The sequence below is a fragment of the Nitritalea sp. genome (assembly GCF_054166705.1).
Map to the genome: position 1 here is coordinate 326,422 of NZ_JBSZCV010000015.1, position 26,365 is coordinate 352,786.

At 47.6% G+C, this 26,365-nt stretch carries 20 protein-coding genes; 11 read left to right on the plus strand and 9 right to left on the minus strand.

Translation table 11 applies throughout. The annotated features are described in order from the left end of the window. Window positions 1-40: 40 nt before the first annotated feature. Entirely contained in the window at window positions 41-190 is a 150-nt protein-coding gene (locus tag ACXIT9_RS11325) for a DUF2256 domain-containing protein (protein ID WP_458056343.1), read from the plus strand. A 169-nt stretch (window positions 191-359) separates the two neighbouring features. Here the strand turns inward: ACXIT9_RS11325 and ACXIT9_RS11330 are convergent, their stop codons facing one another. Beyond that, complete coding sequence (locus ACXIT9_RS11330) at window positions 360-2,804, minus strand: zinc-dependent metalloprotease (RefSeq protein ID WP_458056344.1); 2,445 nt, start codon at window positions 2,802-2,804, stop codon at window positions 360-362. A gap of 182 nt (window positions 2,805-2,986) precedes the next feature. Between ACXIT9_RS11330 and ACXIT9_RS11335 the strand changes: the two genes are divergently transcribed. Continuing rightward, window positions 2,987-3,346, plus strand: a complete 360-nt coding sequence (locus ACXIT9_RS11335; protein ID WP_458056345.1) for a nucleotide pyrophosphohydrolase — start codon at window positions 2,987-2,989, stop codon at window positions 3,344-3,346. A 65-nt stretch (window positions 3,347-3,411) separates the two neighbouring features. On the opposite strand, the gene ACXIT9_RS11340 is transcribed toward ACXIT9_RS11335, so the two are convergent. Next, entirely contained in the window at window positions 3,412-5,493 is a 2,082-nt protein-coding gene (locus tag ACXIT9_RS11340; RefSeq protein ID WP_458056346.1) for a hypothetical protein, read from the minus strand. 12 nt (window positions 5,494-5,505) lie between these two features. Next, window positions 5,506-6,330 (minus strand): hypothetical protein, encoded by an 825-nt coding sequence (locus ACXIT9_RS11345; protein ID WP_458056347.1) that lies wholly within the window; start codon window positions 6,328-6,330, stop codon window positions 5,506-5,508. A 250-nt stretch (window positions 6,331-6,580) separates the two neighbouring features. Here ACXIT9_RS11345 and ACXIT9_RS11350 point away from each other — a divergent pair, with 250 nt between their 5' ends. Further along, a complete protein-coding gene (locus ACXIT9_RS11350; RefSeq protein WP_458056348.1) occupies window positions 6,581-7,855 on the plus strand; it encodes a GAF domain-containing protein in 1,275 nt (424 codons plus the stop codon). 35 nt (window positions 7,856-7,890) lie between these two features. Here the strand turns inward: ACXIT9_RS11350 and ACXIT9_RS11355 are convergent, their stop codons facing one another. The 6 genes from ACXIT9_RS11355 to ACXIT9_RS11380 all read right to left on the minus strand — a co-directional run bounded on the left by ACXIT9_RS11355 (window position 7,891) and on the right by ACXIT9_RS11380 (window position 14,706). Beyond that, window positions 7,891-9,333 carry a POTRA domain-containing protein gene (locus tag ACXIT9_RS11355; RefSeq protein WP_458056349.1) on the minus strand — a complete coding sequence of 481 codons (1,443 nt, stop codon included), beginning with the start codon at window positions 9,331-9,333 and terminating at the stop codon, window positions 7,891-7,893. A gap of 42 nt (window positions 9,334-9,375) precedes the next feature. Next, window positions 9,376-10,494 carry a prolipoprotein diacylglyceryl transferase gene (locus ACXIT9_RS11360; protein ID WP_458056350.1) on the minus strand — a complete coding sequence of 373 codons (1,119 nt, stop codon included), beginning with the start codon at window positions 10,492-10,494 and terminating at the stop codon, window positions 9,376-9,378. Window positions 10,495-10,563: 69 nt separating this feature from the next. Beyond that, a complete protein-coding gene (nadE, locus tag ACXIT9_RS11365; RefSeq protein WP_458056351.1) occupies window positions 10,564-12,435 on the minus strand; it encodes an NAD(+) synthase in 1,872 nt (623 codons plus the stop codon). Between the two features lie 23 nt (window positions 12,436-12,458). Next, window positions 12,459-13,115: a ribonuclease III gene (gene rnc / locus ACXIT9_RS11370; protein ID WP_458056352.1), complete on the minus strand. Its 657-nt coding sequence runs from the start codon at window positions 13,113-13,115 to the stop codon at window positions 12,459-12,461. An 82-nt stretch (window positions 13,116-13,197) separates the two neighbouring features. Further along, window positions 13,198-14,451: a beta-ketoacyl-ACP synthase II gene (gene fabF, locus ACXIT9_RS11375; protein WP_458056353.1), complete on the minus strand. Its 1,254-nt coding sequence runs from the start codon at window positions 14,449-14,451 to the stop codon at window positions 13,198-13,200. 18 nt (window positions 14,452-14,469) lie between these two features. Then, a complete protein-coding gene (locus tag ACXIT9_RS11380; RefSeq protein ID WP_009055231.1) occupies window positions 14,470-14,706 on the minus strand; it encodes an acyl carrier protein in 237 nt (78 codons plus the stop codon). Between the two features lie 149 nt (window positions 14,707-14,855). Here ACXIT9_RS11380 and ACXIT9_RS11385 point away from each other — a divergent pair, with 149 nt between their 5' ends. From ACXIT9_RS11385 to ACXIT9_RS11420, 8 genes are all read left to right on the plus strand, one after another. Next, the gene (locus ACXIT9_RS11385; RefSeq protein ID WP_458056354.1) at window positions 14,856-15,284 is read left to right on the plus strand and encodes an IPExxxVDY family protein; all 429 of its coding nucleotides are present in this window, start codon (window positions 14,856-14,858) and stop codon (window positions 15,282-15,284) included. Window positions 15,285-15,298: 14 nt separating this feature from the next. Continuing rightward, a complete protein-coding gene (gene pyk / locus ACXIT9_RS11390; protein WP_458056355.1) occupies window positions 15,299-16,729 on the plus strand; it encodes a pyruvate kinase in 1,431 nt (476 codons plus the stop codon). A gap of 231 nt (window positions 16,730-16,960) precedes the next feature. Further along, window positions 16,961-20,137, plus strand: coding sequence for a TonB-dependent receptor (locus ACXIT9_RS11395; protein ID WP_458056356.1), 3,177 nt, complete (start codon window positions 16,961-16,963; stop codon window positions 20,135-20,137). A 244-nt stretch (window positions 20,138-20,381) separates the two neighbouring features. Beyond that, the gene (locus ACXIT9_RS11400) at window positions 20,382-21,815 is read left to right on the plus strand and encodes a fasciclin domain-containing protein (protein WP_458056357.1); all 1,434 of its coding nucleotides are present in this window, start codon (window positions 20,382-20,384) and stop codon (window positions 21,813-21,815) included. A 102-nt stretch (window positions 21,816-21,917) separates the two neighbouring features. Continuing rightward, a complete protein-coding gene (locus ACXIT9_RS11405) occupies window positions 21,918-22,952 on the plus strand; it encodes a sensor histidine kinase (protein ID WP_458056358.1) in 1,035 nt (344 codons plus the stop codon). Then, window positions 22,927-23,718, plus strand: a complete 792-nt coding sequence (locus tag ACXIT9_RS11410; RefSeq protein ID WP_458056359.1) for a LytR/AlgR family response regulator transcription factor — start codon at window positions 22,927-22,929, stop codon at window positions 23,716-23,718. Before ACXIT9_RS11405 ends, ACXIT9_RS11410 begins: the two co-directional genes overlap by 26 nt. 10 nt (window positions 23,719-23,728) lie before the next feature. Then, window positions 23,729-24,148 (plus strand): hypothetical protein, encoded by a 420-nt coding sequence (locus ACXIT9_RS11415; RefSeq protein ID WP_458056360.1) that lies wholly within the window; start codon window positions 23,729-23,731, stop codon window positions 24,146-24,148. Window positions 24,149-24,186: 38 nt separating this feature from the next. Continuing rightward, the gene (locus ACXIT9_RS11420; RefSeq protein ID WP_458056361.1) at window positions 24,187-26,340 is read left to right on the plus strand and encodes a cation:proton antiporter; all 2,154 of its coding nucleotides are present in this window, start codon (window positions 24,187-24,189) and stop codon (window positions 26,338-26,340) included. The last annotated feature ends 25 nt before the right edge of the window (window positions 26,341-26,365 follow it).

Below are 26,365 nucleotides of genomic sequence, written 5' to 3' on the forward strand. Positions count from 1 at the left end.
TCCCCGCATAAGGTAAAACTATTTGGCATGAGCAGCAGTTATGGATCCTGTGAAAAAACAACATTTACCCGAAAAGATGTGTCCTGTTTGTCAACGCCCATTTACCTGGCGTAAAAAGTGGGAAAAGAACTGGGAAGAAGTAAAGTATTGCTCGAAACGCTGCGCTGGTAACAAGCAAGCGAAAAAGTAACCCTTTTCCACTTGCCCTTTACCTGCTGGTTCCATAAAAAACGATTGCGCCAAGCATGCGCACTGCTCTTCCCCATTTCAACGAGTAAAGGAACCTCTTTGGCTCATTTCTTATGTTTTTATTCGCCGAACCCAGCTGCTTAGCGTGCTCAAGCCGGCATTACTTTTGACTACCAGTCAAAATCACAGAATATTTCATCTGATCCGATGGGGGCCCCATCAGGAACCTTCAGGGTACTCCGCCTTCCTGCGGGCATTTTTTCGCTTAAAAAATGGGTAATTTTATCCCGAATCAGCGCCCGATGCATAGACAGATAGGCATTCGCTTTACCTCCCTTATTGTCGGCAGCTTGGATCAGAGCGATCTCTTGGAGTTTCGCCCTACTGATGGCTTGTACTGAAGGACTACTGCCCGGATCAGCAGCGATACGCTCCAGATGTTCCACCAGCTTGTGCTCGGCCAGTACCTGAATTTCATCCGTATAGGTGGCGGCATAGCGGCGGACCACTAGGGCTTCGCTAAGCGCATCCACTAGCTCCTGATAGGTCGGCAAGGAAGGCTCGAATAGGTGTTGCTGATGTAGACGATTAGCCCTCCCAGGCTCTAAAAGAAGTCCGAGTGCGAGATCGAGAACATTTTCCGCTGGCGCAAAGGGATCGAAATTCAAGCCATTGCGACTTGGAAAAGTTTCGCGGTTACGTCCATAGCCCATGGGACGCGGGGGAATACGCTCGATGATAAACTCGGGGAGAGCAAGCTGTTCCGCCCGTAGAGATTCTAGGATCGCATCCAGTGCCCCACGCTGTGTGGCAGCATCTAAGCGGACCTGCACACGCTGATTATCTCCTTTCACTTTATAGGTGTAGTCTAGGCCGCCTATTCGTTTACTCGTCGCTTCCAACTGATACCGATGCATCAGGTACAGCGGAACTAACACTTCTTCCATCAGTGCTTCGGGGGTTCCTTCAGGAATGCTGTTAAGGGAAAAGGTGGCCAGCTTTTGCTCTCGAATTTCAAGCATTCGCTTTAGCTCCTCTGCCGCATCTTCTCCGTTATCCCACAGGTGCGCTTGCGGATGACTTCCACTTGGATGGCGCGCATCTGTATCCGAAATAAAGGTATGTCCAGCCGCGTAGGTGTCCTCTAAGAGTGTCTTCAAATGCTCGGCTTCCGTCTGCCCTTCCGGAACTGGCTCGTAGCCGTAGCGAATCGCCCAAATGTCCCAAGCGCCAATCTTCTGGTCGTAGGCATTTGAAAAATCAGGCTTTCCCTTGTTATCTAAGCTGATTAGTGGATAGGGGTAATCCATGACAGAAGCACGATTCGTGGGCGAAGAGGCATAGGCATGCGCCAAACCGATCGTATGGCCGATTTCATGTGCCGAAAGTTGGCGCAGCCGTGCCAGCGCCATTGCTAAAAGGGGATTTTCGTCCGGATTTTCAGCGTCATAAGGCTGTGCCAGCCCCTGTGCGATCAGGAAGTCCTGGCGCACGCGCAAAGAGCCTAAACTAACATGCCCCTTTAAAATTTCTCCTGTCCGGGGATCACGGATTGAGCTGCCGTAGGACCAGCCTCGCGTCGCGCGGTGTACCCACTGGATAACATGGTAGCGCACATCAAGGGGATCTGCTCCTTCAGGCATCAGTTCTACCCGAAAGGCATTCACGAAACCCGCTGCTTCGAAGGCCTCTGCCCACCAATTACCGCCCTCGATTAAGGCTGAACGAATGGGTTCAGGTGTCCCACGATCCACATAGTAGACGATGGGTTTTACGGCCTCTGATCGTGCCGCTGTGGGATCTTTTTTCTCTAGCCGATGCCGCGAAATATATTTTTTGATAAGCGGACTGTTGATCGGGCTACTGTAATCTTGATAGCTGATGTGAAAATAACCTGAGCGGGGGTCGAACGCTCTGGGCTGATAGCCTGCATCAGGCAAAGCGATGAACGAATGACGCTGCCGAACGGTGATATGGTCCGCATCAGGGCTGACGCTGCGGATATAAGCCCCTTTACCCTCACCGCTTACCGTTAAAATACTTTCTACCTCTGTGTTTAGAGGGAAATTTTTTACCATCGGAAAATGCAGGGCACTTCTGCTCGCATCTACTGTGTATCGCCCCTGATTCGCATCTGTAAGCTTGCGAGCTACCTGATGCGCATCCTGTAAATAAAAGGAGGTTGCGTCCACCAACAGGCTTCCGTCAGGACGCCTTTCAGCGATATCAAAACCAAAAACCACAGATTGAGCGAAGGCATCTTCTACCGCTTTCAGTTCCGATGGATTATCCGAATACGCTCGAAAGCCATAATTTTTTTCGATAAGCAAGAGTTTTTTACCCGCCTCATGAAAGTATACGACACGAGTTTTGCCGAGCTGTCCTCGGTCTAGGCCTAGGTCATTGGAGCCTACGCCTGCGGCAAGGCTGTTGACATACAAAAACTCTTTTTCCAGAAATTCCCGTGGAATCTGGAGGCTAATTTTTCCTGCTTGGCGTTCGATTTCTAGCGGAACGAAACCTGCTAAGAGTTCTTTTTTTTCCTGCTGAGCGAATATTACGCTACTGAAGAGGCAGAGGAAAAGGAATAAACATGCTCGGGATCGTGTTTTCATAGGGTAATGCTGCTCAAGAAGTAAAAATACCTCTAAAAAATTCGGGGTAATTTCCAAGGGCGGAGAATTTATGGCTTATTATGCTATAGGTGAATCGGGTGGATAAACGGTAGAAAAGGTACTTTTGGCCGAAGGCCTACCCTAAAAAAGGAATTCCGCTTACCTTTACAGGAAAACTAAATATGGAAAAAGATGAACAGCCACAGCCTTCACCCACGCTTCAAGAGGTGCAAGCGCAGGTAGACCATTGGATTAAGACAGTAGGTGTTCGCTACTTTAATGAGCTCACGAACACGGCCATTCTCATGGAAGAGGTAGGGGAACTCGCCCGCTTGATGGCGCGCACCTACGGAGAACAATCATTCAAGGCATCCGATAAGGACCGTGACTTGGGGGATGAAATGGCGGATGTCCTTTGGGTTTTGGTTTGTCTGGCTAACCAGACCGGTGTGGATTTAAGTGCGGCGCTGCGCCGAAACTTTGAGAAAAAAAATATCCGCGATGAGAAGCGCCACCAAGAAAATGATAAGCTAAAAAAATAGCTGCACATGATTCGCAAGGAGGTAGCCTGTAACATCTCCACGGCTTTGCTCTGCTGCTTTTCGGGCTAGTAGCGGTAGCGAACTTGGAGGCTGAGATCGTGCTGGGTATTGCCCGCGATTTCTTGCCAGCCGCTGCTGATGGTCCTGAGGTCGGTATACAGCGTCCGCGCCAGTCGTCCGTATAGGGTAAAGCGATCACCGAGGCGTTTGCTGACCAAGAGATAGGTCCGCTGTCCTCGCCCATGAAAAGCGGGAATCGCAAATGCCCGAAATACCTGTTGCTCAAATAGATACTGTCGGGTATCGAAGTCGTCGGTTTGAAAGAGGGCCATTCGCGCAGAAAAGCGCCAGGTATGGATGCGGTAGTGGAGGTCTTGCGCCAGCGCAAAGCCCCGACTTGGCTCCAGGTCACCATGCCTAAACCGCGCCCACTGCAGGCGGGTTCTACTTTCCCAGCCTTCTTGAAAACGCTTGCTGAAATTGAGCACGGCTTGTGTCCGATGGGTATCCCAAAGCTGAAAGAAGCGGACGCCTTCCTGCTGGGGGGCATTGCGGTCTTTCTGGGTGTAGCGCGTGAAGAAAATCCATTCATCCGATTTAGAGGGAGAAAAGCGCACACGCAAGAGGTACTCGTATCCAGAACCTGGTCCATAGGCACGAAAGCGAGCCTCTTTAAAGGAAAAAAAGTCTGCATAGGTAGTCAGCAGCCAGCGTCTTCCTTTTTCATATTTGAGCCCCACGTACATGCCTCTTTCATTTTCTGGCCGTGTGTTTTCAGCGAATGCAGCCGCATAAAAGCTAGAAAAATCCGGTGCGTAGTCACGCCAAAGTAGGGAAAGGGATAGTTGTGGGTGCAGTGCGCTCATCAGTCCGACAGTGTAGGCCGCTCCTCGTCCCAGGCTTTGGGCGAACTCTCCAAAGAGCAGATGATTTTCCCAGTTCAAACTCCCATAGAGGCTAGCCACGGTATGCTGCTGCCCACGAAAACGCTGTTGGTTGTAGCGATTCGGGATGGGCATCCACTCATGACCGAAATTCGTGTGAAGGACATTGACTCCTAGCTCCCATAGCCCTTTAGCACCCGTGTAGTGGTAATTTCCCCCGAAATCCACTACACGCTGCTGCTGCTTAGCGGCAAGCTCCGAGAGGGTACGGTAGCGTCCGACGGTAGGAAAAGAGCGAATCCTTCGTGCCCAAGTCTCCTCCGTACCTTCATCCGGTTCATGAAAGCGGGCGTCTCGTTTTTGGCTGGAAGCCATCAGCGTCAACTGATGCCTTTTTTCTTGGAAAGTGGCAGTAGCCCCACGGAAATAGCCGAAGGGCATTGTCCCAGTGAAGGGACGGCTGCCCTTACTGCTTTGACGTAAGGAAGTGATGGTTTCGGCCCCCTTGCCGACCTGAAAACCCCCACCGAAGACCAAGCCCTGCCCGAACTGCAAGACATAATCTCCCAAAATAAGTGCCCGAATGCGCCCTTTTGGATAGAGTGCTGCATGAAAGCCTTGATGGTTATAGCCAAAACGCCGTGTGTGTGGATCCCAAAGAAAGGCTTCTCCGGGCTGCTTGCTTAGGGTGAGCCCAAAGCTAAAGGCACCGGGCTTGGCATAGCGTGCTAACAGCAGATGCTGCCAGGGGTCACCCAAATAAGCTGCGGGGCCTTGTTCGCTTCGAAAGCCTCGGCGTGTTTCCAAAGTGCGGGCAGCGCGCTGCAAAATATCCCATGTCCCTCCTTTTTTAAGGTTGTCCCGTAGATTTCCAGTGTCTGCCAAAGGGGCATTCAGCTGCACGAAAGGCAGAAAGAGCTGGAGCGATTCTAGCGATAACTCTTCTATCCCCTGTAACTCGTATAGGGACTGAAATGGGCCAAACTCCTCCCGAAATTGCAGGAAGGCCTCGATTTCCCTTTGGGTCCAAATGCCTAGGGCTTGTATTTCTGCTCCAGTAATCTCGTTTACTCCACGTGGCTGGGCGAGAGCTTCGAGGAGCTGTTCCTGAAGTGCTTCCAGATCGACATCTTCGGCATGGCTGCTGAAAAGGAGGTTTTCTAACATGCGTTCGAAGTGAGGATCTTCCTGAGCCCAAGCAGGCCCTCGTAAGCTCAGCCCAAAACAAAGGAGTAAGGCAAACCATTTTTGAAATAAAGTCATGGCGAGAAAAAGTTAAAAGTCCAAACGGAAAGCCGCATGATGGGTGAAACCTAGTGCCTGGTGGTGGCGAGAGGCAAAGGAGATGTCTAGCTTGCCATAACGAAAGCCGAAGCCTCCATGCAGGCTCTCTTGCAGCTGGTTCACCCCTAGGCGAAGCTGCAGGGCATCTACTAACTGGTACGCTAGCCCGGTTTGGATGCCAAAAGGATAGAAAAGATCTTTTTCCCCTTGGGCGAAGACCTGTAGCTTCTCGGAGAGATGGTAGCCGAGCCCAATTTTTATCAGGGAGGGATAGCGTTCTTCTGTCTCTGAACTCCAGCGTGCTGCATTCAAATTAACAGCGTGCATGCCCATGTAAAGTTTTTTAGAAAGCGCCATATGTAGCCCTGCATCGATGTAAAAAGCTCCCGCACTGCCGATCCCAGCCATGTAAAGGGTAGAATAGGTGACTTTTACACCGATAGCAGCAGGCCCCACCCGATGTGCATAGGCTAGCTTCAGTTTGCTTTCATGCATATGAGGGCCTCCAAAGCGGGAAGCCCCCACAGTCATGCTGCCATTCGCTAAGGGGTGTGCGTATGCAGCTCCTAGACTGCTAAGCTCGGCCAGTTGCCAGCGATGGTCATAGCCAACTACTGCTGTAGCCTCTGTTATCAAGCCTAGGGCCCCTGGGTTATTAAAAAGCGCCCAGCCATCGATTAAAGTGAGGGAAGCATGCCCTAAAGCGGCAGCGCGTGCACCTTTCGGAAGGAGTTCTTGACTTCCCTGAGCTAGCAGCTTCTTGGTGAGAAAAAAACTTAAAAATAGAACGACAAAAAAAGTAAGACGAAACGGCATATGAAAAAATTTTCAGCAATATCCATCCTTTAGAAAGCAGGATCCGGAGGAAAAACACTTGTAGTCTGTTTCAATCGGTTACGGTTGCCATCGCATCAAAAGTCTATAGTTGTTTAGCGCTCTTAACACACATTTCCCGAAGGGGCAAACTTATTTTTTCAAATAAAAGCCTATATTTGGCATGGAAAAAATAGTGTTTTTACTCTATTTATTCTATTCGAAGTAATTCAAACACAAAAAATAGGTGTACATGGCGTTTGAGATGGAGTGGGAATTCGATCGTTTGATGGAGTTTCATGAGTATAAGATTCCGTATCTGGAGGCAAAAGCGCATTTTAATGCTTTAAATGAGCTCGCAGCTCAGATTTTCCAAGTACCTTTTTCCTTCACCCATGTTTTCGATGCCACTAATCAGTGGGCGATAGGCGCTTATGGGGCCGACCCTACCTTAACGCCGCGCATCACCACCATCTGTCATCACACCATTACCCAGCATGAGGCGGTAGAGATTAAGCGGCTGGATTTAGATGAGCGCTTCGCAGATGCCCCCTGGGTGGTACAAGCTCCTTTCTTCAAACATTATTATGGTGTTCCGCTCGTTAATCCTAAAAAACGCGTACTAGGAACCTTATGTGTCATCGCCACTGAGGATCAAGAATTTACCGAGGTACAAAAGCGCATGCTACAGTTGCTGGCTCAAGAGTGTGTGAAGAAATTAGAAGCCCTGCGTGAGCGTAATGCGCTTTTGAAGTATGTGGCCTCTACGCGATATTATAACAGTGCTGTCCTTCACGATGTCCGTTCTCCCTTGTATTCGTTGCGCCAATTTGCCGCATTGGAGTCTGAGGAAGCCAAAACGATGGCGGAGTCTAAAAATGATGCTTTTGCCCTTGCGGTACATGGCCTGGCCAGTACTTTATGCGAACGCCTAGACGATTATCTAGGACAAAGCGAGGAGGCCAAAAAATTTCAAAATACGGCGGAAGTGGATCCAGTCGATGTGGTGGAGATACCTGACTTGTTAAAAGAGTATTATGGCCCGCTTGTGCAGGCCTTCGGTTGCTCCTTTGAAATTGATATGGCTCCAGGAATTTCGCCACGTAAAGGATTTTTTCCCCGCTCGAAAGTATTAGAAATTATCGGTAATATGCTTTCTTATGCCGTTAGTGTCACTGAAGACAAGCGGGTTCCTGTGCGCGTCGAAATGAAATACATGTCTGTTGAGCATCAGCTCTTCGTAGAGCTCATCTTTGCAGGCGCTCCTCTCGATACCGCTGTCGTACAAAATATTTTAAGTATCCGTCAGCAGGACGAGCTGCAGGGTAAGGAAAGTTATAGTGAGCGATTTAAGTTAAAATACATTGCATATGCCGTGCGCAGTGTGGAGGGCAAAATGGAAATCGGAGAGGATCATCGCACCCAGCACTGCCGACTGGCTGCCTTACTTCCTCTTAAAGATAGGAAAAGGAGCCGAGTGCACATGGATCATCCTGAGACATGGCCACAGTTTTACTTGAATAGCTAAAGATTTTTTCTTTTGGCCGGAGGCCAAAAAACAACTTAAAACGGAGCTCGGAAATTGATGAAAAATACATTTTCTCCATTATTATTTCGAGAAAGCTCAAAGCGTATCGCCAGGTCATACAAGCTCACAAAGTCCAAGCCCAGGCCGTAACCGAAAAGGTAGCTATTAGCGAGGCGCTGATTTTCCGGAAGGCGCATGCGGTCATTTACATAGCCATGATCGAAGTTCGCACTCAGGTAAAAGGTGATCGGCAAAAAAGAAATTTCATCGAAGGGGATATAGTCGCTCAAGTCCCAGGCATAGTCTAAAAATTTAAATCGGAGGGAGTTTTTTTGGACGATAAACTGCTGTCCTTCCACCACATTAAACTCATAGCCCCGTATGAAACTGGGCGGATAGCCGATGCCGGTCACTAAGGTGTAAGGTTGCTGGCGCCCGAAAAAGTAGGTTCCGCTGGCCCCGGTAGCCAAGTGAAAGCGCTCTCCGAAAGGCAAAAAACGACTGGCTGAAAAACTGAATTCCAGGTCTTGTATATCATCCGAGGGCAGCAGCCCATACTTGCGCAGGCTGGCCTCTAAAAATGCACCTCTGGTGGGATAGGCGTTGTTATTCCGTCGGTCATGCCGGAAGGTATAGGCCGCTGTAAAGTAGCGCAAACGCCGACCTTCATGGAGAAAGAAATTGGGGTTTTCTTCCAGCACATCCGAGTTCATAAGGGTGTTCGTAAAGCCTATATTTACAAAGTGGAAATTGTAAAAACTCCCTCTGTAGGTGTAACGAATGGCTGCCGCAGTGTTCCTCCTCAGCACCTCTTCGTTTTCGTTGGTGAAAAAAACCTGCCTGTTGTTTTCCGAACGAAGCGCCACCGTTTTCTGTGTGAAATAGGTAAACTGCGCCGCGATGCCGTGCTTTTGATTGCGATCGATGTACGGGATGGAATAGAGCACGTCGAAAGCCTCGGTGAAACCTAGCTGTCCCCCGATGCGTAGCTTTTCATTTCGGCCGGCGACGTTATTATGGGCCACACGCATCCCGAAGTTCACGCGAGAGAGGTCACGCTCCTGATTGGTCCACCACTCGGCCAGGTTTCTATCGGCTAGCGCCAAAATGATATTTGGATAAATGTACCAGCGTTCTGTTACCGTCACGAGAATGTCTACCGTATTTTGGCCGTAGACGATAGGTTGTACGGTTACTTGATTAAATAGAAGTAGATTATATACCTTCGCGCGGTCGGCCTCCAGCTGCTCGAGCAGAAAACCCCAGGTGTAAGTGCGTCCTTCCTCTAGGGTAAGCTCTCGCGATATGATGTTTCGGCGTGTTTTTTCATTGCCTACCACATAGATAGCGCCTACGGTCACTTCGGATTCAGGGCTGAGGTCATTTTGCGCGGTAGCGCAAAAGACAAGGCCAAGCCAAAGGCCCAAAATAAGGCCTATTAAGCGACTACCAGAAGAGCTCCAACAACTAAATTTCATGCTTTCTCCTTAACGCTGGCGCTTATTCGCGCGTATGCTCGCTTATGCTTTTTTCTCTAGCGTAGGGGGCTTGGGGGCCCCATTTTTTAGGGCCCGCGCTATCAGTATAATTCCCGCGATCACCAGTGGAATGCTCAGCAGCTGTCCCATGTTATACTGCAAGCCTTCTTCGAACTCCACCTGGTTTTCTTTCATAAACTCCCAGAAAAAGCGCATACCAAAGACCAAGATAAGAAACAGTCCCAGCAGAAGGCCTTCCGGAACGCGCTCCTTCATGCGAATCCAGAGTAGCAGCAGGAATAAAAATATCAAGAAATACGACAGCGATTCGTATAGCTGCGTCGGATGGCGGGCGATACCAAAGGTCTCCACCGTCACTTTATAGGTACTCCCATTATCGGATACTTGCAGCTGTACGCTACCCTCCGCTGGCTCGGCTAAGTATTTTTGCGAACTGCGGTATCGGGTCAAGATGTACTTGATATCCTGACCTAATACGCGCTCCAGCTCAGCTTTTTCGAAGGCACCTTTCGAAACTTGCAACTCGAAATTTACCGGTACGATGCCATTTCCCACTAATTCGTTTTGTCGGTTTTCCGGCTTGTACGCATGTACATCTACGATGGGTACTTTCAGTTCCTGCATGATTTCTACTGCTTCTCGGGCGAAAACAAAGCCGCTGTCGGATTCTGTAGGCTTGCCTCCGATTTCGGAATTCATCAGATTCCCTATCCGGATCATCGCCCCCACCATGGCGGTGACGATGACGATGCGATCTACCACCCAGAGGTACGACTGCCCGGGTGTTTTTCGCGCATACAGATACAGGGCAAAGAGAATGGCAAAGGCTGCTCCATGGCTGGCTAATCCACCCTCCCAGACTTTTAAAATATCGATGGGATTACTTAGATATCGTTCGGGCTCATAGAAGAGCACATGTCCTAAGCGCGCCCCGATGATAGTGGAAAGTACCATATAAATCGTCAGTCGGTCCACTAGCTCTGCTTTATGGCCCTCCTTGGTAAAGAAATACACCATAATCTGCTGGGAGATAATAAAACCCAGTGCGAAAAGTACGCTGTACCAGCGCAGGCGCGGAAAAGCAGAAAAGATGGCGGGATCTGCATCCCAGACTGTATAGGCGAGTAATGTATGCAACATGCTGATGTACGATCGTTAAGAACGTGTAAACTTACTATTTTTCGAGGGTTTTCCCTGTTAAATTAACAACTAATCTGCTGAATAGGCCTCCAGCTCGGTCAGTTCTTCGTGAAAGCTGCCACTTAAAATCGGAAAACGGTACCAAGTTTTCGGATCTACATTAAAGTCGTCCAAATGAAAAGAAGGGGCTAGGCGCTCTCTTTTCCACTGGTTTTGGCTCCAAAGCTTGAAAAACCGGATTACCGAAGTCTTTAGGGTCTGTGGATCTCCCCATTTTCCTTCTTCGAGGAGATTTTTATACACATCTAGTGGGGATCTGTACTCCCGAATCGCCAAGCTTTCGATCGCTAGCAGGAGGGGGTAGGGCATGAGGTCATCTTCGTCGCGCTGTTCTTGGGCCAGCGGCCGGAGTTCGGCAGAAGGCTGTAAGCTATTGACAGCCGTCAGACCGCTGTAGCCCAGCTCGCTTTCCGCCCAGCGCAGCCACTGGAGCACGAAGACCTTACTGAGGCCTGCGATAGGGGAGATGCTTCCGCTGGTATCCCCATCCATGGTGGCATAGCCTACATCTCCTTCGCTTCTGTTGGAGGTCGTAAGCAGTAGGGCCCCCTGGATATTAGCCAGCATCCAGATGATAGGAGAGCGTGCGCGAGCCTGAATATTTTGGAGGGCGAGGTCATCCTCCTGCCAGCTGAGCTCTCTTCCGAGGGCCTGTGCGATTTTTTGGCTGTAGCCCTGCACTTCCGCATCGATGGTCCAGTGGTGAAAGCGCGCACCGATGGATGTGGCCAGCAGGCGTGCACTTTCGAAGGTAGCTTCAGAAGAATTTTCTGTGCCTTGGTATGCAGTGGTAAACAGCCGTCCGGTGAGTGCCTTCAGCTCCTCTGTTTCCGCCTCCTGAGGAAGGGATAGCGCCTGCGCAAAGGCCTTTTGGCCAAGGGCCTGCACACCTCTTCGCACCATTTCTGCCACCATGACAGCGATGCTGGAGGAATCTGCCCCGCCACTCAGGGAGAGGACGAAGCCTTTCGCTCGGCTTTTACGTAGGTAATCGAAAAGTGCTAAGCTTACTGCCTGCGTAAGCTCTTCATTCCGGTTGTATTCGGCCTTCGGCCAAAAGGGAGCCTTTTCCTGCTTGTGATACTGAAAGCGGTGGAGGGTGAAAGGCTGAAAGGAGAGCAGTTCTCCCTTATAGACGATACCCTGGGGCTGCGCGATAAGCGCTTCCCCATCGAAAATCATGCGGCCGGACTCATTTCCGGTTAAGTTAATGTAGCAGTAGGTACCTTTCATAATCCCGACGCTTTCCATGAGAAGCTCCTCACGCGTTAGCGTCTTGCCCATCGCATAATGGCTGGCACTAGGGTTAAAAATGAGGTCAACGCCCCTTTTTGCAAGGCGATAGGCGGGGCGGTCCTGGCCTCTCCATGCGTCTTCGCAGATTTCGAAGCCAATTTTATGCCCTTCAAGCGTGTAGATGTAATCGCCAAAGGGGATAGACTGCCCCTGAAAGTCGATAGTATCCAGTTTATCGGCAGGCCAAGGTTCGAACCAGCGAAATTCATAGTGAACCCCGTCGATGGCCATAAACTGCTTCGCGATACAGGCTTTCAGTGCGCCATTTTCTAGGATAGCCATACAGTTATAGAGCTTGCCCTCTTTCCGAACGGGCAGGCCGACGGCCACGCTAATATTTCTGGTGTGCGGAATTAGTTTTTCAAGCTGCTCCCAGGCTTTTTTCGGGTACCAGTAGCTTAAAAACAGGTCCTCGGACCCATAGGCGCACAGGGAAAGTTCAGGAAAACAGAGAAAAGCGATTTCTTGTTGTTTCGCTTCCTGGATGGCGCGTAGAATTCGATTTAAATTTCCGGACCAGTCGAGAGGGGTTTGGTTTACGGAGGCCAGGCCGAGGGCAAGTGACAGGGTAGAATTTTCGCTCATTCGAATATGCAGGGGTAGGTAATTTAGAGTAAAGAGAGACTTTCACAAGCAGCTTTAGCGGCTTCTTGTTCGGCTTTCTTTTTAGTGGCTCCTTTTCCGGTGGCGATGCTGGTTCTATCCACTAGTATTTCCACAGTAAATTCTTTGAAGCGCTGGTTTCCAGTAACGGATACCGTGCTGAACTCGATCACCTTGGATTCTTTTTGGCTCCATTCGATGATCTTGCTTTTGTAATTTGCGGTGGTCGTGATGAGGTCATCGACATCAAAGTGAATAACAATTCTTTTCAGTACAAAGTTGCGCGTGAATGCATATCCGCGATCCATGTAGATGGCTCCCACCATGGCTTCGAGCGTATCGCCGTAGATGGATTTATGGATTTGAAAATTTTTATCGCTTTGCTGGGCCTCTATGATTTTTTGCAAGCCGATTTTTCGAGCGATTTCATTTAGCGCCTCTCGATTTACCATTCGGGAGCGCGTTTCGGTGAGAAATCCTTCGTCTCGGTAGGGGAATTTTAGATAGAGAAATTCAGCGATTATAGCACCTAAAAATGCATCGCCCAAGTATTCGAGACGTTCATTCGAAATTTTAAGCCCATGGACGACCTCATCTGCGATAGAGGCATGCTTTAGCGCGAGGGTATAAAGGGCTATGTTTAAAGGCTTGCTTCCTACCATATGTTCGATGGAGGATGCAAGCCTTCGTTGATTTTTGTTATAAAAGATCGACCGGAGTCGAAGCATTAGCGTTCGGATCAAGTTACGCGTCTATTTTTTTGAAAATGATGGAACAGTTATGTCCACCAAATCCAAAGGTGTTACTCAAAGCCGCTCTGACTTCTCTTTTTTGTGCTTGGTTAAAGGTGAGGTTCACGCCGCTATCGAAGACCTCGTCATCTGTGAAGTGGTTGATAGTCGGTGGAATGATCCCATTTTTAACGGCTAAAATAGAAGCGATCGCTTCCACTGCCCCGGCAGCACCCAGCAAGTGACCGGTCATGGATTTCGTACTACTTACATTTAGCTGGTAGGCATGCGCTCCGAATACAGACTGTATTGCCTTGATTTCACTTACATCTCCCAGAGGTGTAGAGGTGCCATGCACATTAATGTAATCGATATCCTCTGGCTTCAGGCCAGCATCTTCTAGTGCAAACCGCATTACATTACCGGCCCCTTCTCCCTCAGGATGTGGTGCAGTAATATGGTGGGCATCGGCTGTCATACCTCCACCTACTAATTCAGCGTAGATTTTTGCACCACGTGCCTTTGCATGTTCATATTCTTCCAGTATAATGGCGCCGGCACCTTCGCCTAGGACGAAGCCATCTCTGTCTTTATCGAATGGGCGGGAGGCTGTCTCAGGAGAATCATTTCGCTGAGAAAGTGCCTTCATTGCATTAAAACCACCGATACCTGCTTCGGTCACAGCGGCTTCTGATCCGCCTGAGATAAAGATATCAGCTTTACCAAGACGAATGTAGTTAAAGGCATCTATGAGTGCATTCGTGCCGGAAGCACAAGCGGACACCGTCACGAAGTTCGGGCCTTTAAATCCATACTTGATGGAAATAAACCCTGTGCTGATGTCGGCGATCATTTTTGGTATAAAGAATGGGTTAAAACGCGGCGTTCCATCACCGGTCGCGAAACTGGTAACTTCATCTTGGAACGTGCGTAAACCACCTATTCCGGATCCCCAGATTACGCCTGCGCGCAAGGGGTTGATTTTTTCGAGATCAAGCCCAGAATCTTGCATAGCCTCATCCACAGAAATCATAGCATACTGCGTAAAAGGATCCATTTTACGGGCTTCTTTCCTGTCTATGAAGTCCTCTACGTTTAGATTTTTAACCTCACAGGCAAATTGTGTCCTAAATTTAGATGCGTCAAATTTCGTGATAGGCGCAGCACCACTTACACCCGCTACTAATCCCTCCCAATAAGCTGGGACGGTATTACCAATGGGCGTAAGGGCACCTAAACCTGTAACAACTACTCTTTTTAAATTCATAATTTAAGCTTATGAATTTTATTTAACGTTAGCCTCTAAATAATCGATCGCCTGCTTAACAGTACCGATTTGTTCAGCTTGTTCGTCCGGAATCGAGATGTTAAATTCCTTTTCGAATTCCATGATGAGCTCTACCGTGTCAAGAGAGTCAGCACCAAGATCATTCGTGAAGCTAGCCTCAGGAGTAACTTCACCTTCATCTACGCCAAGCTTATCAACGATAATGGCCTTTACTTTTTCTGCAATTTCAGACATTTTAGATCAGTTTAAATTTTAAACACTCCGCAAAGAAATAGATTTAATGCCTTATTGCCAAAAAAAAATGGCAACTAAATGAAGATATTCGTGTAGCGTGTTAAAGTTGAGCGAGAATGCTTAACTTTGTATTTTGACGTCATCCAGCCATGAAGAAAACCAAACTCCTGATAGCGCCTTCTTATGATTTCGAGTTATTGGGGTTGGCGACTTCTTTGCGAGCGCATACTTTGGCCTTCTGGTTAAATAAAAAATTAAATATTCAGCTAAAGCGCGTAGACGATCATGAAATGTATGCAGCGCGGGGGGAAAAGCTATTCACGACCATGTTTAAACAAATGCTTGAACATGGTTATCTGGTACTAATCCAAAACAGGGGTATCCTACAGAGTGGCCGTCGTGGCTACCTGCTTCCTGAGCTTAAGCAAATGGATTATTTCTTTCTAATTGAAGATGAAAGTGTAGGCTTTGACCCCGAATTCTATCTAGAGCGCATGCGGACCTGTCCAGGTGTGCAGCTTGTTTTCAAGCTGGATATTCGTAAATTGAAATCCAAAGACAATCTTATAACCTATTAAATACTCTTAAACCTATGATTAACCAATCGTTTAATCGCACGAAAATTTTAGCGACAGTAGGTCCCGCCTCGAACTCTGAAGATGTGCTCAGAAGTCTCGCTGCAGCTGGAGCTAATGTTTTTCGTCTTAATTTTTCGCACGGAAACCACGAAGGACACGCTGCTGTCATCGAGAAAATCAGGAAAATAAATAAGGAGACAGACTCTAGTTTAGGTATCCTCCAAGATCTACAAGGACCTAAAATCCGCGTCGGTGAGGTGGAAAATAATGGGGTTACGATCAAGCCTGGTGATGCTTTAACCATCACCTCTGAAGAAATGGTAGGAAATTCCGCTATGGTTTCTACCGTCTATCAAAATCTTCCAAATGACGTAAAGGAAGGGGATCGTATTCTTATCGATGATGGTAACCTCGAGCTGCGCGTAAATAGCACCGATGGCAAGCAGGTGCACTGTACGGTGATTCATGGAGGCGTGTTAAAATCCAGAAAAGGCATTAACCTGCCGAACACGAAGGTTTCCGCCCCTTCTTTAACGGAGAAGGACATCGAAGACCTGGCCTTCGGCTTAGAGCAGGAAGTAGACTGGATCGCACTTTCTTTCGTCCGCTCAGCAGCAGATATCGAAGATCTAAGACGACGTATCCAGGCTGCGGGGAAGTTTTGTAAAATCGTGGCCAAAATCGAAAAGCCTGAAGCTTTAGAAAATATCGATGAAATCATCGCCGCCACAGATGCTATCATGGTGGCGAGAGGAGACCTCGGCGTCGAAGTGCCCATGGAAAAGGTGCCGCTCTGGCAAAAAACGATGGTCGAGAAATGTAAGCTGGCATGCAAGCCTGTCATCATCGCTACCCAAATGCTGGAAAGCATGATCGTGAACCCACGGCCTACGCGCGCTGAAACGAATGATGTCGCTACCGCCGTTTTAGATGGAGCAGATGCTGTCATGCTTTCCGCTGAAACTGCCTCCGGGAATTTCCCGATTAACGCCGTGAAGGCGATGAGTACCATCATCGCGCATATCGAAGAAAACGCGCCCATTTACCATAACCTCTTCAAGATTCCTGAAACGGACGAAACCTTTTTATCGAATAACCTTATATTGATGGCTGTGCGCCTCTCGCGTAATGTGAAGGCTAAGGCAGTGGTCGGCATCACTTCTTCAGGCTTTACGGCTTTCCGTGCCTCCGCACACCGTCCCTCAGCAAGCATTTTTATTTTTACCCGAAACAAGCCGCTCATCACACAGCTGAGCCTGGTCTGGGGAGTGCGCGCCTACTATTATGAAAGTAATGTCTCTACGGATGCTACTTTCATGGATTTACAAAATAAGCTGAAAGAGGACCGCCATGTAGCTCCTGGCGATATTATCGTGAACACGGCCAGCATGCCTTTAAAAGCAAAAGGAAAGACGAATATGTTGAAAATCCATATCGTGGAATAAGACGCATAGTCGCCAAATCGTTTGAGTCTGTATCTTCCAGAGAAGGTACAGACTTTTTTTTTGCCCAGGGGGCAAAGGAAACTTTCCTTCATTACCCGAAGATGAAGTGTCCCTACGGAAATCTTGCTGCGCGTTAAGCCTTTATTAAGGCTACTTAACATGTTAAAATTTAACATGTGGATGAAGTGAAGAACGCGAATTTTGAGGCATCAAACGACACTTTATCTTACTATGCTTACACTATTACGCTTACGTGTGCTGCTCCTGATTTTCGGGGTGGTATGCCTGCTGGCCTCGCCCAGGTCAGCTTACGCCCAAGCTACTAATGCCACGATAAGTGGTTTAGTAGTGGATGATACAGGGGAAACGATGCTCGGTGCCATGGTGCTGGTTCGAAATGAATCCACAGGCTTCGAGGCAGGGGCCGTTACAGGACCCGATGGCCGTTTTACTTTCCAACAGCTCCCTTTAGGAAGCCCCTACACGGTTACGATTAGCTACATGGGCTATCAGACGCAGCGCTATACGGGATATGCGCTGAATCAAGGGGACCGGATTCAAGTGCGTGCGGAGATGTCTTCTAGCGACAGCCAGCTGGAAGAGGTAGTCGTGACGGGCAATAGTTTTAAAAATCAGATTGACAAGCTTGGGGCTGTGACGGCCATCGATGCCAAGCAAATTAAAAATCTGCCTACGGAAGGAAGGAATTTCGCCAACCTTACCGCGCTTTCTCCACTTCAGGGCGGTGGTGCTCTGAACTTGGGAGGACAGCGTAGGACGTCTACAAATATCACCTTAGATGGAGTAAATGCCCGAAATCAGTTGACCGCTGGAGAAATCGGTAGGGGGCCTTACACGGTTTCCATCGAAGCGATTCGGGAGTTTGAGGTCGCTACGAATGCCTACGATGTGACCCAGGGCCGCCAGGCAGGTGGTGCATTAAATGCGGTTACGAAAGCTGGAACGAATGAAATGGAAGGGGCCGCGTTCGTGTATCACCGAAATGATAATTTGGCTAGTCAGACGGATATTCGCGGCGTACCGAGAGATGCCAGCTTCCATAATACCCAGTGGGGTTTCAGTCTCGGAGGGCCTATCATTAAAGATAAACTCCATTTTTATACCGTATTCGATCGCCAAGATGCTGGTGAGCCGGTGTTTATCGCGGACATCCGAAATGAAGACGATGAGCGTCGCTTACGCATCCGCCAGGATACCTTAAACCGGTTCATCGACATCGCGCGTTCTAAATTCGGAGTCGGGCCGGAGCAGCAGGTGGGGGAATTCGCACGTACGACCGTGGCCAATACGTTTTTTGCGCGACTAGACTGGCAGATCAACAAGCGAAATAAACTGACGATTCGAAATAATTTTACGAATTGGAGTAATCCCTTTTCTGTCAATGACAATACGGCTATTAACTTGGCTGAGGTCTGGGGGGATTTTACGTCTAAAGAAAACAGTTTACTGGTTTCTTTACGTAGCATCGCGAATGCATCCACCACCAATGAGTTAAAAGTCCAGTTTCAGCATGCTGAGCGTGCCTTTGCCCCGAATGGACAATTACCGTTTTTTAATATACCGCGGGCTATCGTGCGGGTAGAGTCTCCTTTCCCAACAGAGAGCAATCCCGATGCCATCCAGACCACGAATGTACAAATCGGTGGCCAGCGTTTTTTACCGGAAACGAACATGGAGCGCCAGCTACACTTCGTGAATACGACCTATATGCAGCGGGGCAAGTTCAATTTAACTTTCGGAACGGATAATATGATTACCTACTTGGAAACGCTTTTAACGAGTGAGCAGAACGGCCGGTTTTTTTACAATAGTCTGACGGATTTCGAAAATAATCGTCCCTTTCGCTATGCGCGGGAGGTGCCACTGCAGGGATTGCCGATCGTTAAGCAAACGGTGATGGACTTTTCGGTATTCGGGCAAGCGGAATGGAATCCACATCCAGATCTGAATGCGGTAGTAGGTATTCGTTACGATGCCACGCTGTTTATGAATGCGGCAGCTCCAAATCCGGTATTATTTAATGAGTTAGGGATTAATACCCAGGTGAAGCCTCAGGATTTCACCAGCGTTCAGCCCCGGGTACAGTTGACCTGGAACATAAAAGGAAAAAATACAGACGTGCTGAAGTTTGGTGCAGGGATCTTTGCGGCTCAGCCGCACTACTATGCCCAGGTGAATAACATCCAAAACTCTGGGGTGATGTTAGCGGCTATCGATGTACAGGGCGATTTAGTGCCGGAGGCTGATTTTATCGGTTACCGCAATGGGGTGCCCGCACCTGGGGTACCGGAAGGGGCAGATTTTATCTCTACCATTAATGCGATAAGCGATGATTTTAGAGTTCCAAATACTGTGAAGGCGAATGTGAACTACAATAAGTTTATCGGCGATCGCTTCCGAGTGGGGGCCAATGCGCTTTTCTCCTACACCTACAATAATTATGTATATCTGGAGCGGAATTTAGTGGAGGAACCCTTTTTTAGGTTGGAAAATGAAGGGAATAGAGGGGTTTTCGTGCCAGCAGGAACTATTTCAGATCGCGGGCAGACCAACTGGCTCTTTTCCCGTGCTTCAGAAAACGTGGGGCGTGTACTTGAACTAAACTCTGTGGCATCTGCGTATCAGTATGCATTCATTTTGGACGGTTCGGTGCGTATCGGTAAAGATGGCTATTTTACGGCTTCTTATACCTTTAATCAGGCTTTTGATAATTCTTCTTACAACTGCTGTGTGGCAAATACCTCGACCTTCCTGCCGGTGGTGGATGATTCCCGCGCCTTGAACTGGGGCTATTCGGATAATCAATTCCGAGACAAGGTGGTGCTTAACGGTGCCTCTCCGACTTGGAAGGGCTTTGTGTTTGGGGCGAGTTTAATCGGAATCGGGGGGTCGCGCTACTCTTTTATGACTTCTAATGGCTCTTTACAGGGAGATTTTCCGCTGAATAATGCCTTGGCCTTTGTCTTTGACCCGAATGATCCCGCTACCCCAGATGCTATTCGAGCGGGATACGAAGCGATTTTAAATGATCCGAATACAGCAGAAAGTGCTAAACGCTATTTAAGGGAAAGTTTCGGAACGGTGGCACGTCGAAATGGAGGCGAAAACCCTTTCTTCTTCACAGTAGATCTGCGCTTATTAAAAACGATCAAAACCTTCGGTAAACAGCGCTTCGAACTATCTGCCGATGTGTTTAACTTTATGAATATGTTGAATAAAGACTGGGGCGTGAATAATAACTTAGGAAGTACCCGTAACCTGCAAAGTATTCGTGGATTTGACCAGGCTTCCCGCACCTACCAGTATAATGTAGAGTCTGGAGTAGGGGTGTTACCTATTAACGGTACCCCATGGCGTATGCAGCTGGGCTTACGCTATGCCTTCTAAAAATGACGAAAGGTGCTGCCAACTAGAATCCTGATGGGTCCTCGGTAGAGAGGGTTTTTTTTTCAGAGTCCAAGGAATGCGATGAGCCGCTCCTTGGACTCTTTTTTTATAAAGTTAAGTTTTCATCTCGAGCAGTTCAACGTAAAAAATGAACAGTTCAGGGTCTAAATTCTACAAGTCGCAGAAAGGCAGGAAAACTTTTTATTTTTAATCGGTTTAATCCATAAAATAATTTTACTCTCTTATGAAAAAACTAGCCAGTTATTTACTCGCAGGATCTCTCTTCCTGTCATTCTTCGCTTGTAGTGATGAGGACGAAATGATGCCTCCAGTAATGGAGGAGGATGCCCCCAACTTGGTAGTGGCTGCTCAGAATGCCGGTCTAACGACCTTATTAGCCGCAGTAGAGGCAGCGGGAGTAGGGCCTGACCTTCTTGCTGCTGATGCCATTACAGTCTTTGCTCCCTCAAATGAAGCCTTTGCCGCAGCGCTAGCTGCATTCGATGCCAGCGACTTAGGTGAATTGGTTGCTGCCTTAGGTGGTGTTGAAAATTTAGAAACTGTTTTGGCATTCCACGTGGTACCTGCTGTCGCATTCGCAGCGGATTTACAGCCCACTCAGATGCTTCCTACGCTTAGTGGTCAAGAACTTTTAGTGGAGCGAAACGGAAATGTCGTGACGGTAACAGATGCGGCAGGAAACACATTTAATGTGATCGCTGCTGATGTAGAAATCGAGAATGGCGTCGTACACGTGATCGATGGTGTTTTACTTCCTGAATTAGGCGAAATGGAAATGGAGGCTCCGTCTCTTTTGGAAGCAGCTACTGAAGCAGGCTTATCTAATTTAATTTTAGCAGTGACAGCAGCGGGAATCGCAGATGACTTGGCGGCTGCCGAAGCCATTACAGTGTTTGCTCCTAACGATGAAGCCTTCGCGAACGCTTTAGAGGCGTTTAACGTGTCTTCTTTAGAAGAGTTAGTGGTTCGCATCGGCGGAGCTGAGAATTTAGAAACTGTTTTAGGCTTTCACGTCGTACCAGCTGTTGCTTTTTCTGAAGACCTATCAGCTACAAATACGTTTACTACCTTAGCTGGACAGGAATTAACTGTTAATGCGTCTAATGGAACAGTTACAGTGGTGGATGCAGCCGGTAATACGTTTAATGTCGTGACCGCTGATGTAGCGATCGAAAATGGTGTGGTACACGTAATCGATGGTGTCCTACTACCTGAGCTTACTTTCCCGAATGTAGTAGAGGCCGCTACTGCAGCTGGCTTAACTGTTCTTTTGGACGCAGTTATGGCTGCTGATTTAGGCGCCACGTTATTAGAGGCGGAAGAGATCACCGTGTTTGCTCCTTCTAACGAGGCTTTTGGGGCCTTACTCGAAGAGCTAGAGGTGGACGACTTAGAGGGACTGGTAGAGCTTTTAGGACTGGAGGGCGTGGTTAATGTGCTTGGCTTCCATGTAGTGCCAGCAGTCGCTTTCTCCTTTGACTTAGCCGATGGGGCTCAGGAAGTGCCTACCCTAGCGGGTGAAATGCTAACCGTAACGCGCAGCAATGGCAGCGTAACCGTAACGGACAAAAATGGAAATACCTTCAATGTGACTACAGCTAATGTAGCGATTGAAAATGGTGTAGTGCACGTCATCGATGGTGTATTACTTCCTTAATTAGGCAATCCTTGCTTTTATATACTTAGAAATGGGGCATTCTGTGCCCCATTTCTTCATCCAAAACAGACCCGTAGCACGTATTTTCCTTAAAGAAGGCCCATGTTCTCTCATAACTATCGATGGTTATTTATCCTCTTCCTAACGGCATTCTCCTTTTTAAACATTTGGCTGTTAGACGGAGATCGATTGACTTTAGTAGAGGTACAGGCTTTACCGCTGGGTTTACTTGTTTTTTTGGCCGTCACCTACGTATGGGAAGGAAATCGCCTCCTGCAGCGCTACCTCGTTCACAAACCCACTGGATTCCATGTTCTTGTTAATCAGTTTCTTGCCAGCCTACTGCTGACGGGTTTAGGAGCACTCTTTTTCACATGGGCGAGCGCCAAAGTATACGGAGATCCTTTTTTTTTCCGTGTAGAAAATTTTCTGCTTATCGCAGGCTTTATGTACCGGGTCAACTTGTTTTTAAATACCGTACATGCACTCTTTTACGTACATCGACAGTATAAACAGAAAGCCTTAGAGGCAGAGAAACTTTCCCGCTTAAATTCTGAAGCCAAGCTAGAGCGCTTAAACGCGCAAATGAATCCTCATTTCTTTTTTAATAATTTAAGCACATTATCCGCTCTTATTCAGACAGATGTAGATGCGGCAGAAAATTACCTGCAGCAGCTAGCTAAAATTTACCGCTATCTCCTCTTGCATAAGGACAGTGTCCTGGTTTCACTGGAAGATGAGCTCGAATTTATGCGCGCTTACTTGGCGTTACTTGAAACCCGCTTTGAAAGTGCCTTACAGGTAGAGGTTCGCTATGCGTCCCATTTGAATCAAAGCCTCCTCGGTATTCCACCAGCTACTTTACAGCTCCTCATCGAAAACGTGGTGAAGCATAATAGTTTTACACAAGCCCAACCCATGCATGTCCTGTTAGAGGTAGGACCGGAAAGCATTAAAATAGCCAATAAAAAACAGCTTAAGCCGTATCCTGAGAATTCTAATGGTATAGGGCTGCAAAACATTCGTGAAAGATATCAGTTTTTAGGACATGCGATAAGGGTTCAGGAAACACCTGAACAGTTCGAAGTCGTTCTTCCCATGCTGAAACGCCATGAAAATCTTACTTATAGAGGATGAGCCTTTAGCTGCTAAAAGACTTCAGCAGCTTATTTCCAAGCTGCGGCCAGAAGCGGAATTTTGTGGTTTGGCGCAGAGTAATGAAGAGTTTGACCAACTGCTATCCGCCCACACAGAGATAGACCTCATTTTCTGCGATATCCATTTAGCGGATGGACACAGTTTTCATACTCTACGAAAGCATCGGCTGCTAACACCGATTATCTTTGTCACTGCCTACGATCAACATGCCCTTGAGGCCTTTGAACACTACTGCATCGATTATCTACTAAAGCCTATAGAAGAGCGGAAATTGATTCGTGCCTTGGATAAATTCGCGCCTATCGTACGGCAAAAAGCTGTGTCAGCCTCTGAAAATGCTATTGCTGATCCTGAACAACTGAAGCAAATGATTCAGGAGGTGCTTGCTCCGCCTCCGCCAACCTATAAATCTCGTTTTTTAGTGCATGTAGGTAAAAAAATGCATTTTGTTTGGGCACAGGATGTTTCCTTTTTCCATTCCAAGGCAGGAATAACGTATTTAGTAACTCGAGATGGCGGTCAACGGTACCTAGTAGACGAGTCATTGAGTGAGTTGGAAAAAAATTTAGATCCTGCTGTTTTTTACCGTATCAGTCGCAATACCATCGTACACATCGGGGCACTAAATGTCATAAGCCCTTTCGAAAATGGACGTCTGAAAATTGGTGTTGGAACAGCAGATGGCGAGCAGCTCGTGGTATCTCGCGAGCGTGTTTCCGGGTTTAAAAACTGGGTAAATCAATAAACTGAATAAGATGAAGGTGTTTCTGTGTACCCTGTTATTTCTCTGCCTTGGATGCTTTGCGCATGCGCAAAAACAAAGCGAACTGTTACAAGAAAGCCCTGTCTCCACGGGCCTGCTCACTCGCTCGGACTCTTTGGTTCGTGCGCTTTCTCGTCTGGAGATAAGACAGTATGAGACGGATATGCGCTTGTACCAAGCCAAACGGCAGTTAAAAGCGGGTATTTTAGTGGCCACGCTAGGTTACTCTGTCACTATCCTGGGTGGGCAGCTATTAGGCACCCGGCCCCGGGCGGGGGAAACGCTGCTTTATGTCGGGGGAGGAATAGGCATTGCCGGTACTGTGGTTTTAGTAAATGGCTTTAATAAAATTAGTTTGGGGCGACCCGAAATAGACTTGTATTTTGCTCCTCGCGAGAGTGAATTGCGCTAGAGAGATTTTTTTCTTATTTTTCCTACTAAATCGAATGTATGCTTTTACTTGCGGATATTTACGACACTTCGCTGCCGTTAAGCAACCCTGTGCTGCGCTTTTTGATTATTTTAATTATCATCCTGGTAGCGCCCTTACTGCTTCAAAAGATTAAAATTCCGCCTCTGCTGGGACTCATTATCGCGGGTGCCATCGTGGGTCCGAATGGGTTCTACTTGCTGGATCGTGACAGTAGCATTATTTTATCCGGGACGGCGGGGCTTCTCTACATCATGTTTTTAGCTGGACTGGAAATCGATTTGATGGATTTTAAGAAAAATGTTAACAAATCCCTCGTGTTTGGCTTATTCACCTTTCTGATTCCCATGGTTTTAGGGACCTCTGTGTCCTATTTTCTGTTTGCTTTCTCGCTACCAACATCTGTACTCTTAGCGAGTATGTTTGCATCTCATACGCTCATCGCTTATCCGCTGATTAGTAAGTTAGGGGTGGCCAAAAATAAGGCTGTCAATGTGACCGTTGGCGGAACGATGATTACCGATACGCTGGCCTTACTTGTTTTGGCTGTCATTGTCGGCATGAGTGCCGGTGAGGTAGATGGCTACTTCTGGGGGCGACTAGGTATCGCGCTTATCGTTTTTTCTAGTATCATTATCTTTTTATTTCCCTTACTGGCACGCTGGTTTTTTAAAAAAGTAGATGATAGCGTGGCACAGTATATTTTTGTACTTGTTATGGTCTTTTTAGGTGCCGTTTTAGCCGAACTAGCTGGCATCGAAGCGATTATCGGGGCGTTTTTATCCGGATTGGCATTAAATCGCCTCATTCCACATACTTCCCCTTTGATGAACCGCATTGAGTTTGTAGGAAATGCGATCTTTATTCCTTTTTTCTTAATAGGTGTCGGCATGTTAATCGACTACAAAGCGTTTTTTAAGGACGTAGAAACGATTAAAGTGGGGACAATGATGATCTTGGTAGCTACTTTATCGAAGTTCTTGGCGGCCTTTGCTACGCAAAAAGTATTTAAATTTTCTGTTGATGAACGTCATCTGATCTTTGGCTTAAGTAATGCGCAGGCAGCAGCTACTTTAGCTGCGGTGTTGGTTGGGTTTAATATCATCTTAGGTACAGATGAGGCGGGGAATCCTATTCGCTTACTTAACGAAAGCATCTTAAATGGGACGATTTTAATGATTTTAGTTACCTGTACCATTGCGAGCTTTGTGGCCCAAAAAGGGGCACGTAATATCGCTCTGCAAGAAGTAGATGCTGAAGAAAATGAAGCTACGGAGGAAAAAGAACGTATCCTGATTCCAGTCAGTAACCAAGAAACGACCGAAGAGCTGGTCAACTTAGGCTTGCTGATTAAGTCGAAGAAAAATACCTCAGGTTTGTATGCATTAAGTGTTGTGAATAACAATGACGAGGAGGATTTACCGATAAAAAATGCACGGAAAATTTTAGAACAGGCGGTAAGGACAGCTGCCGCCTCTGATAATAAGTTGAGGGAATTATTGCGGTACGATCTAAATATCGTGAATGGAATTAATAGCGTCGTTAAAGAGCATGCCATCACGGATCTGATCCTAGGGCTTCACGTGAAAAAGGGAATATCGGATTCTTTTTTAGGGCACCTGACAAAAGGGATTCTGACTAAATGCAATACGACTACTTTTATTTATAAGCCCGCGCAGCCTCTTAGCACGATTAAGCGACTTTGTGTGGTACTTCCAGGAAATGTGGAGCGAGAAATCGGTTTTCCTTTTTGGTTAGTGAAAATATGGAATATTAGCAAAAACTCCGGTTCTCCAATCGTATTTTACGGGACAGAAGCCGCATTTAAGGTTATTCGTACCATCCAAAAATCTAATCCCATCGAAGCAAGCTATAAGCCTTTTACCAATTGGGAAGATTTTTTAATCCTCTCGCGAGAATTGAAAGATAATGATCAGCTGGTACTTATTATGAGTCGAAAGGAAAAGATTTCATATCATGCTGCCATGGCGAAGATACCCTACTATCTAAATAGTTATTTTACTAATTTCTCTTACTTGCTCGTTTATCCGATGCAGCGTGGAGTGGGTAATACGGATTTCCAAGCCCTAAGTGACCCGTCCCTTGGCGATAGGGCAGCTTCTTTTGAAGGGATTAGCGAGACACTTACGGCGCTGTTTCGGAAAAACAGGTAGTGCAGGAGCTTTAGCTGTTGCGCGC

Excerpts from the sequence above, each read along its gene's own strand:
- ACXIT9_RS11355 (WP_458056349.1), bottom strand. The coding sequence starts at position 9,333 with ATGAAATTTAGTTGTTGGAGCTCTTCTGGTAGTCGCTTAATAGGCCTT.
- ACXIT9_RS11395 (WP_458056356.1), top strand. The coding sequence starts at position 16,961 with ATGCTTACACTATTACGCTTACGTGTGCTGCTCCTGATTTTCGGGGTG.
- ACXIT9_RS11385 (WP_458056354.1), top strand. The coding sequence starts at position 14,856 with ATGAAGAAAACCAAACTCCTGATAGCGCCTTCTTATGATTTCGAGTTA.
- ACXIT9_RS11360 (WP_458056350.1), bottom strand. The coding sequence starts at position 10,494 with ATGTTGCATACATTACTCGCCTATACAGTCTGGGATGCAGATCCCGCC.
- ACXIT9_RS11415 (WP_458056360.1), top strand. The coding sequence starts at position 23,729 with ATGAAGGTGTTTCTGTGTACCCTGTTATTTCTCTGCCTTGGATGCTTT.
- nadE (WP_458056351.1), bottom strand. The coding sequence starts at position 12,435 with ATGAGCGAAAATTCTACCCTGTCACTTGCCCTCGGCCTGGCCTCCGTA.
- ACXIT9_RS11330 (WP_458056344.1), bottom strand. The coding sequence starts at position 2,804 with ATGAAAACACGATCCCGAGCATGTTTATTCCTTTTCCTCTGCCTCTTC.
- rnc (WP_458056352.1), bottom strand. The coding sequence starts at position 13,115 with ATGGTAGGAAGCAAGCCTTTAAACATAGCCCTTTATACCCTCGCGCTA.
- ACXIT9_RS11380 (WP_009055231.1), bottom strand. The coding sequence starts at position 14,706 with ATGTCTGAAATTGCAGAAAAAGTAAAGGCCATTATCGTTGATAAGCTT.
- ACXIT9_RS11340 (WP_458056346.1), bottom strand. The coding sequence starts at position 5,493 with ATGACTTTATTTCAAAAATGGTTTGCCTTACTCCTTTGTTTTGGGCTG.
- ACXIT9_RS11350 (WP_458056348.1), top strand. The coding sequence starts at position 6,581 with ATGGCGTTTGAGATGGAGTGGGAATTCGATCGTTTGATGGAGTTTCAT.
- ACXIT9_RS11345 (WP_458056347.1), bottom strand. The coding sequence starts at position 6,330 with ATGCCGTTTCGTCTTACTTTTTTTGTCGTTCTATTTTTAAGTTTTTTT.
- ACXIT9_RS11410 (WP_458056359.1), top strand. The coding sequence starts at position 22,927 with ATGAAAATCTTACTTATAGAGGATGAGCCTTTAGCTGCTAAAAGACTT.
- ACXIT9_RS11420 (WP_458056361.1), top strand. The coding sequence starts at position 24,187 with ATGCTTTTACTTGCGGATATTTACGACACTTCGCTGCCGTTAAGCAAC.
- ACXIT9_RS11400 (WP_458056357.1), top strand. The coding sequence starts at position 20,382 with ATGAAAAAACTAGCCAGTTATTTACTCGCAGGATCTCTCTTCCTGTCA.
- ACXIT9_RS11405 (WP_458056358.1), top strand. The coding sequence starts at position 21,918 with ATGTTCTCTCATAACTATCGATGGTTATTTATCCTCTTCCTAACGGCA.
- pyk (WP_458056355.1), top strand. The coding sequence starts at position 15,299 with ATGATTAACCAATCGTTTAATCGCACGAAAATTTTAGCGACAGTAGGT.
- fabF (WP_458056353.1), bottom strand. The coding sequence starts at position 14,451 with ATGAATTTAAAAAGAGTAGTTGTTACAGGTTTAGGTGCCCTTACGCCC.
- ACXIT9_RS11325 (WP_458056343.1), top strand. The coding sequence starts at position 41 with ATGGATCCTGTGAAAAAACAACATTTACCCGAAAAGATGTGTCCTGTT.
- ACXIT9_RS11335 (WP_458056345.1), top strand. The coding sequence starts at position 2,987 with ATGGAAAAAGATGAACAGCCACAGCCTTCACCCACGCTTCAAGAGGTG.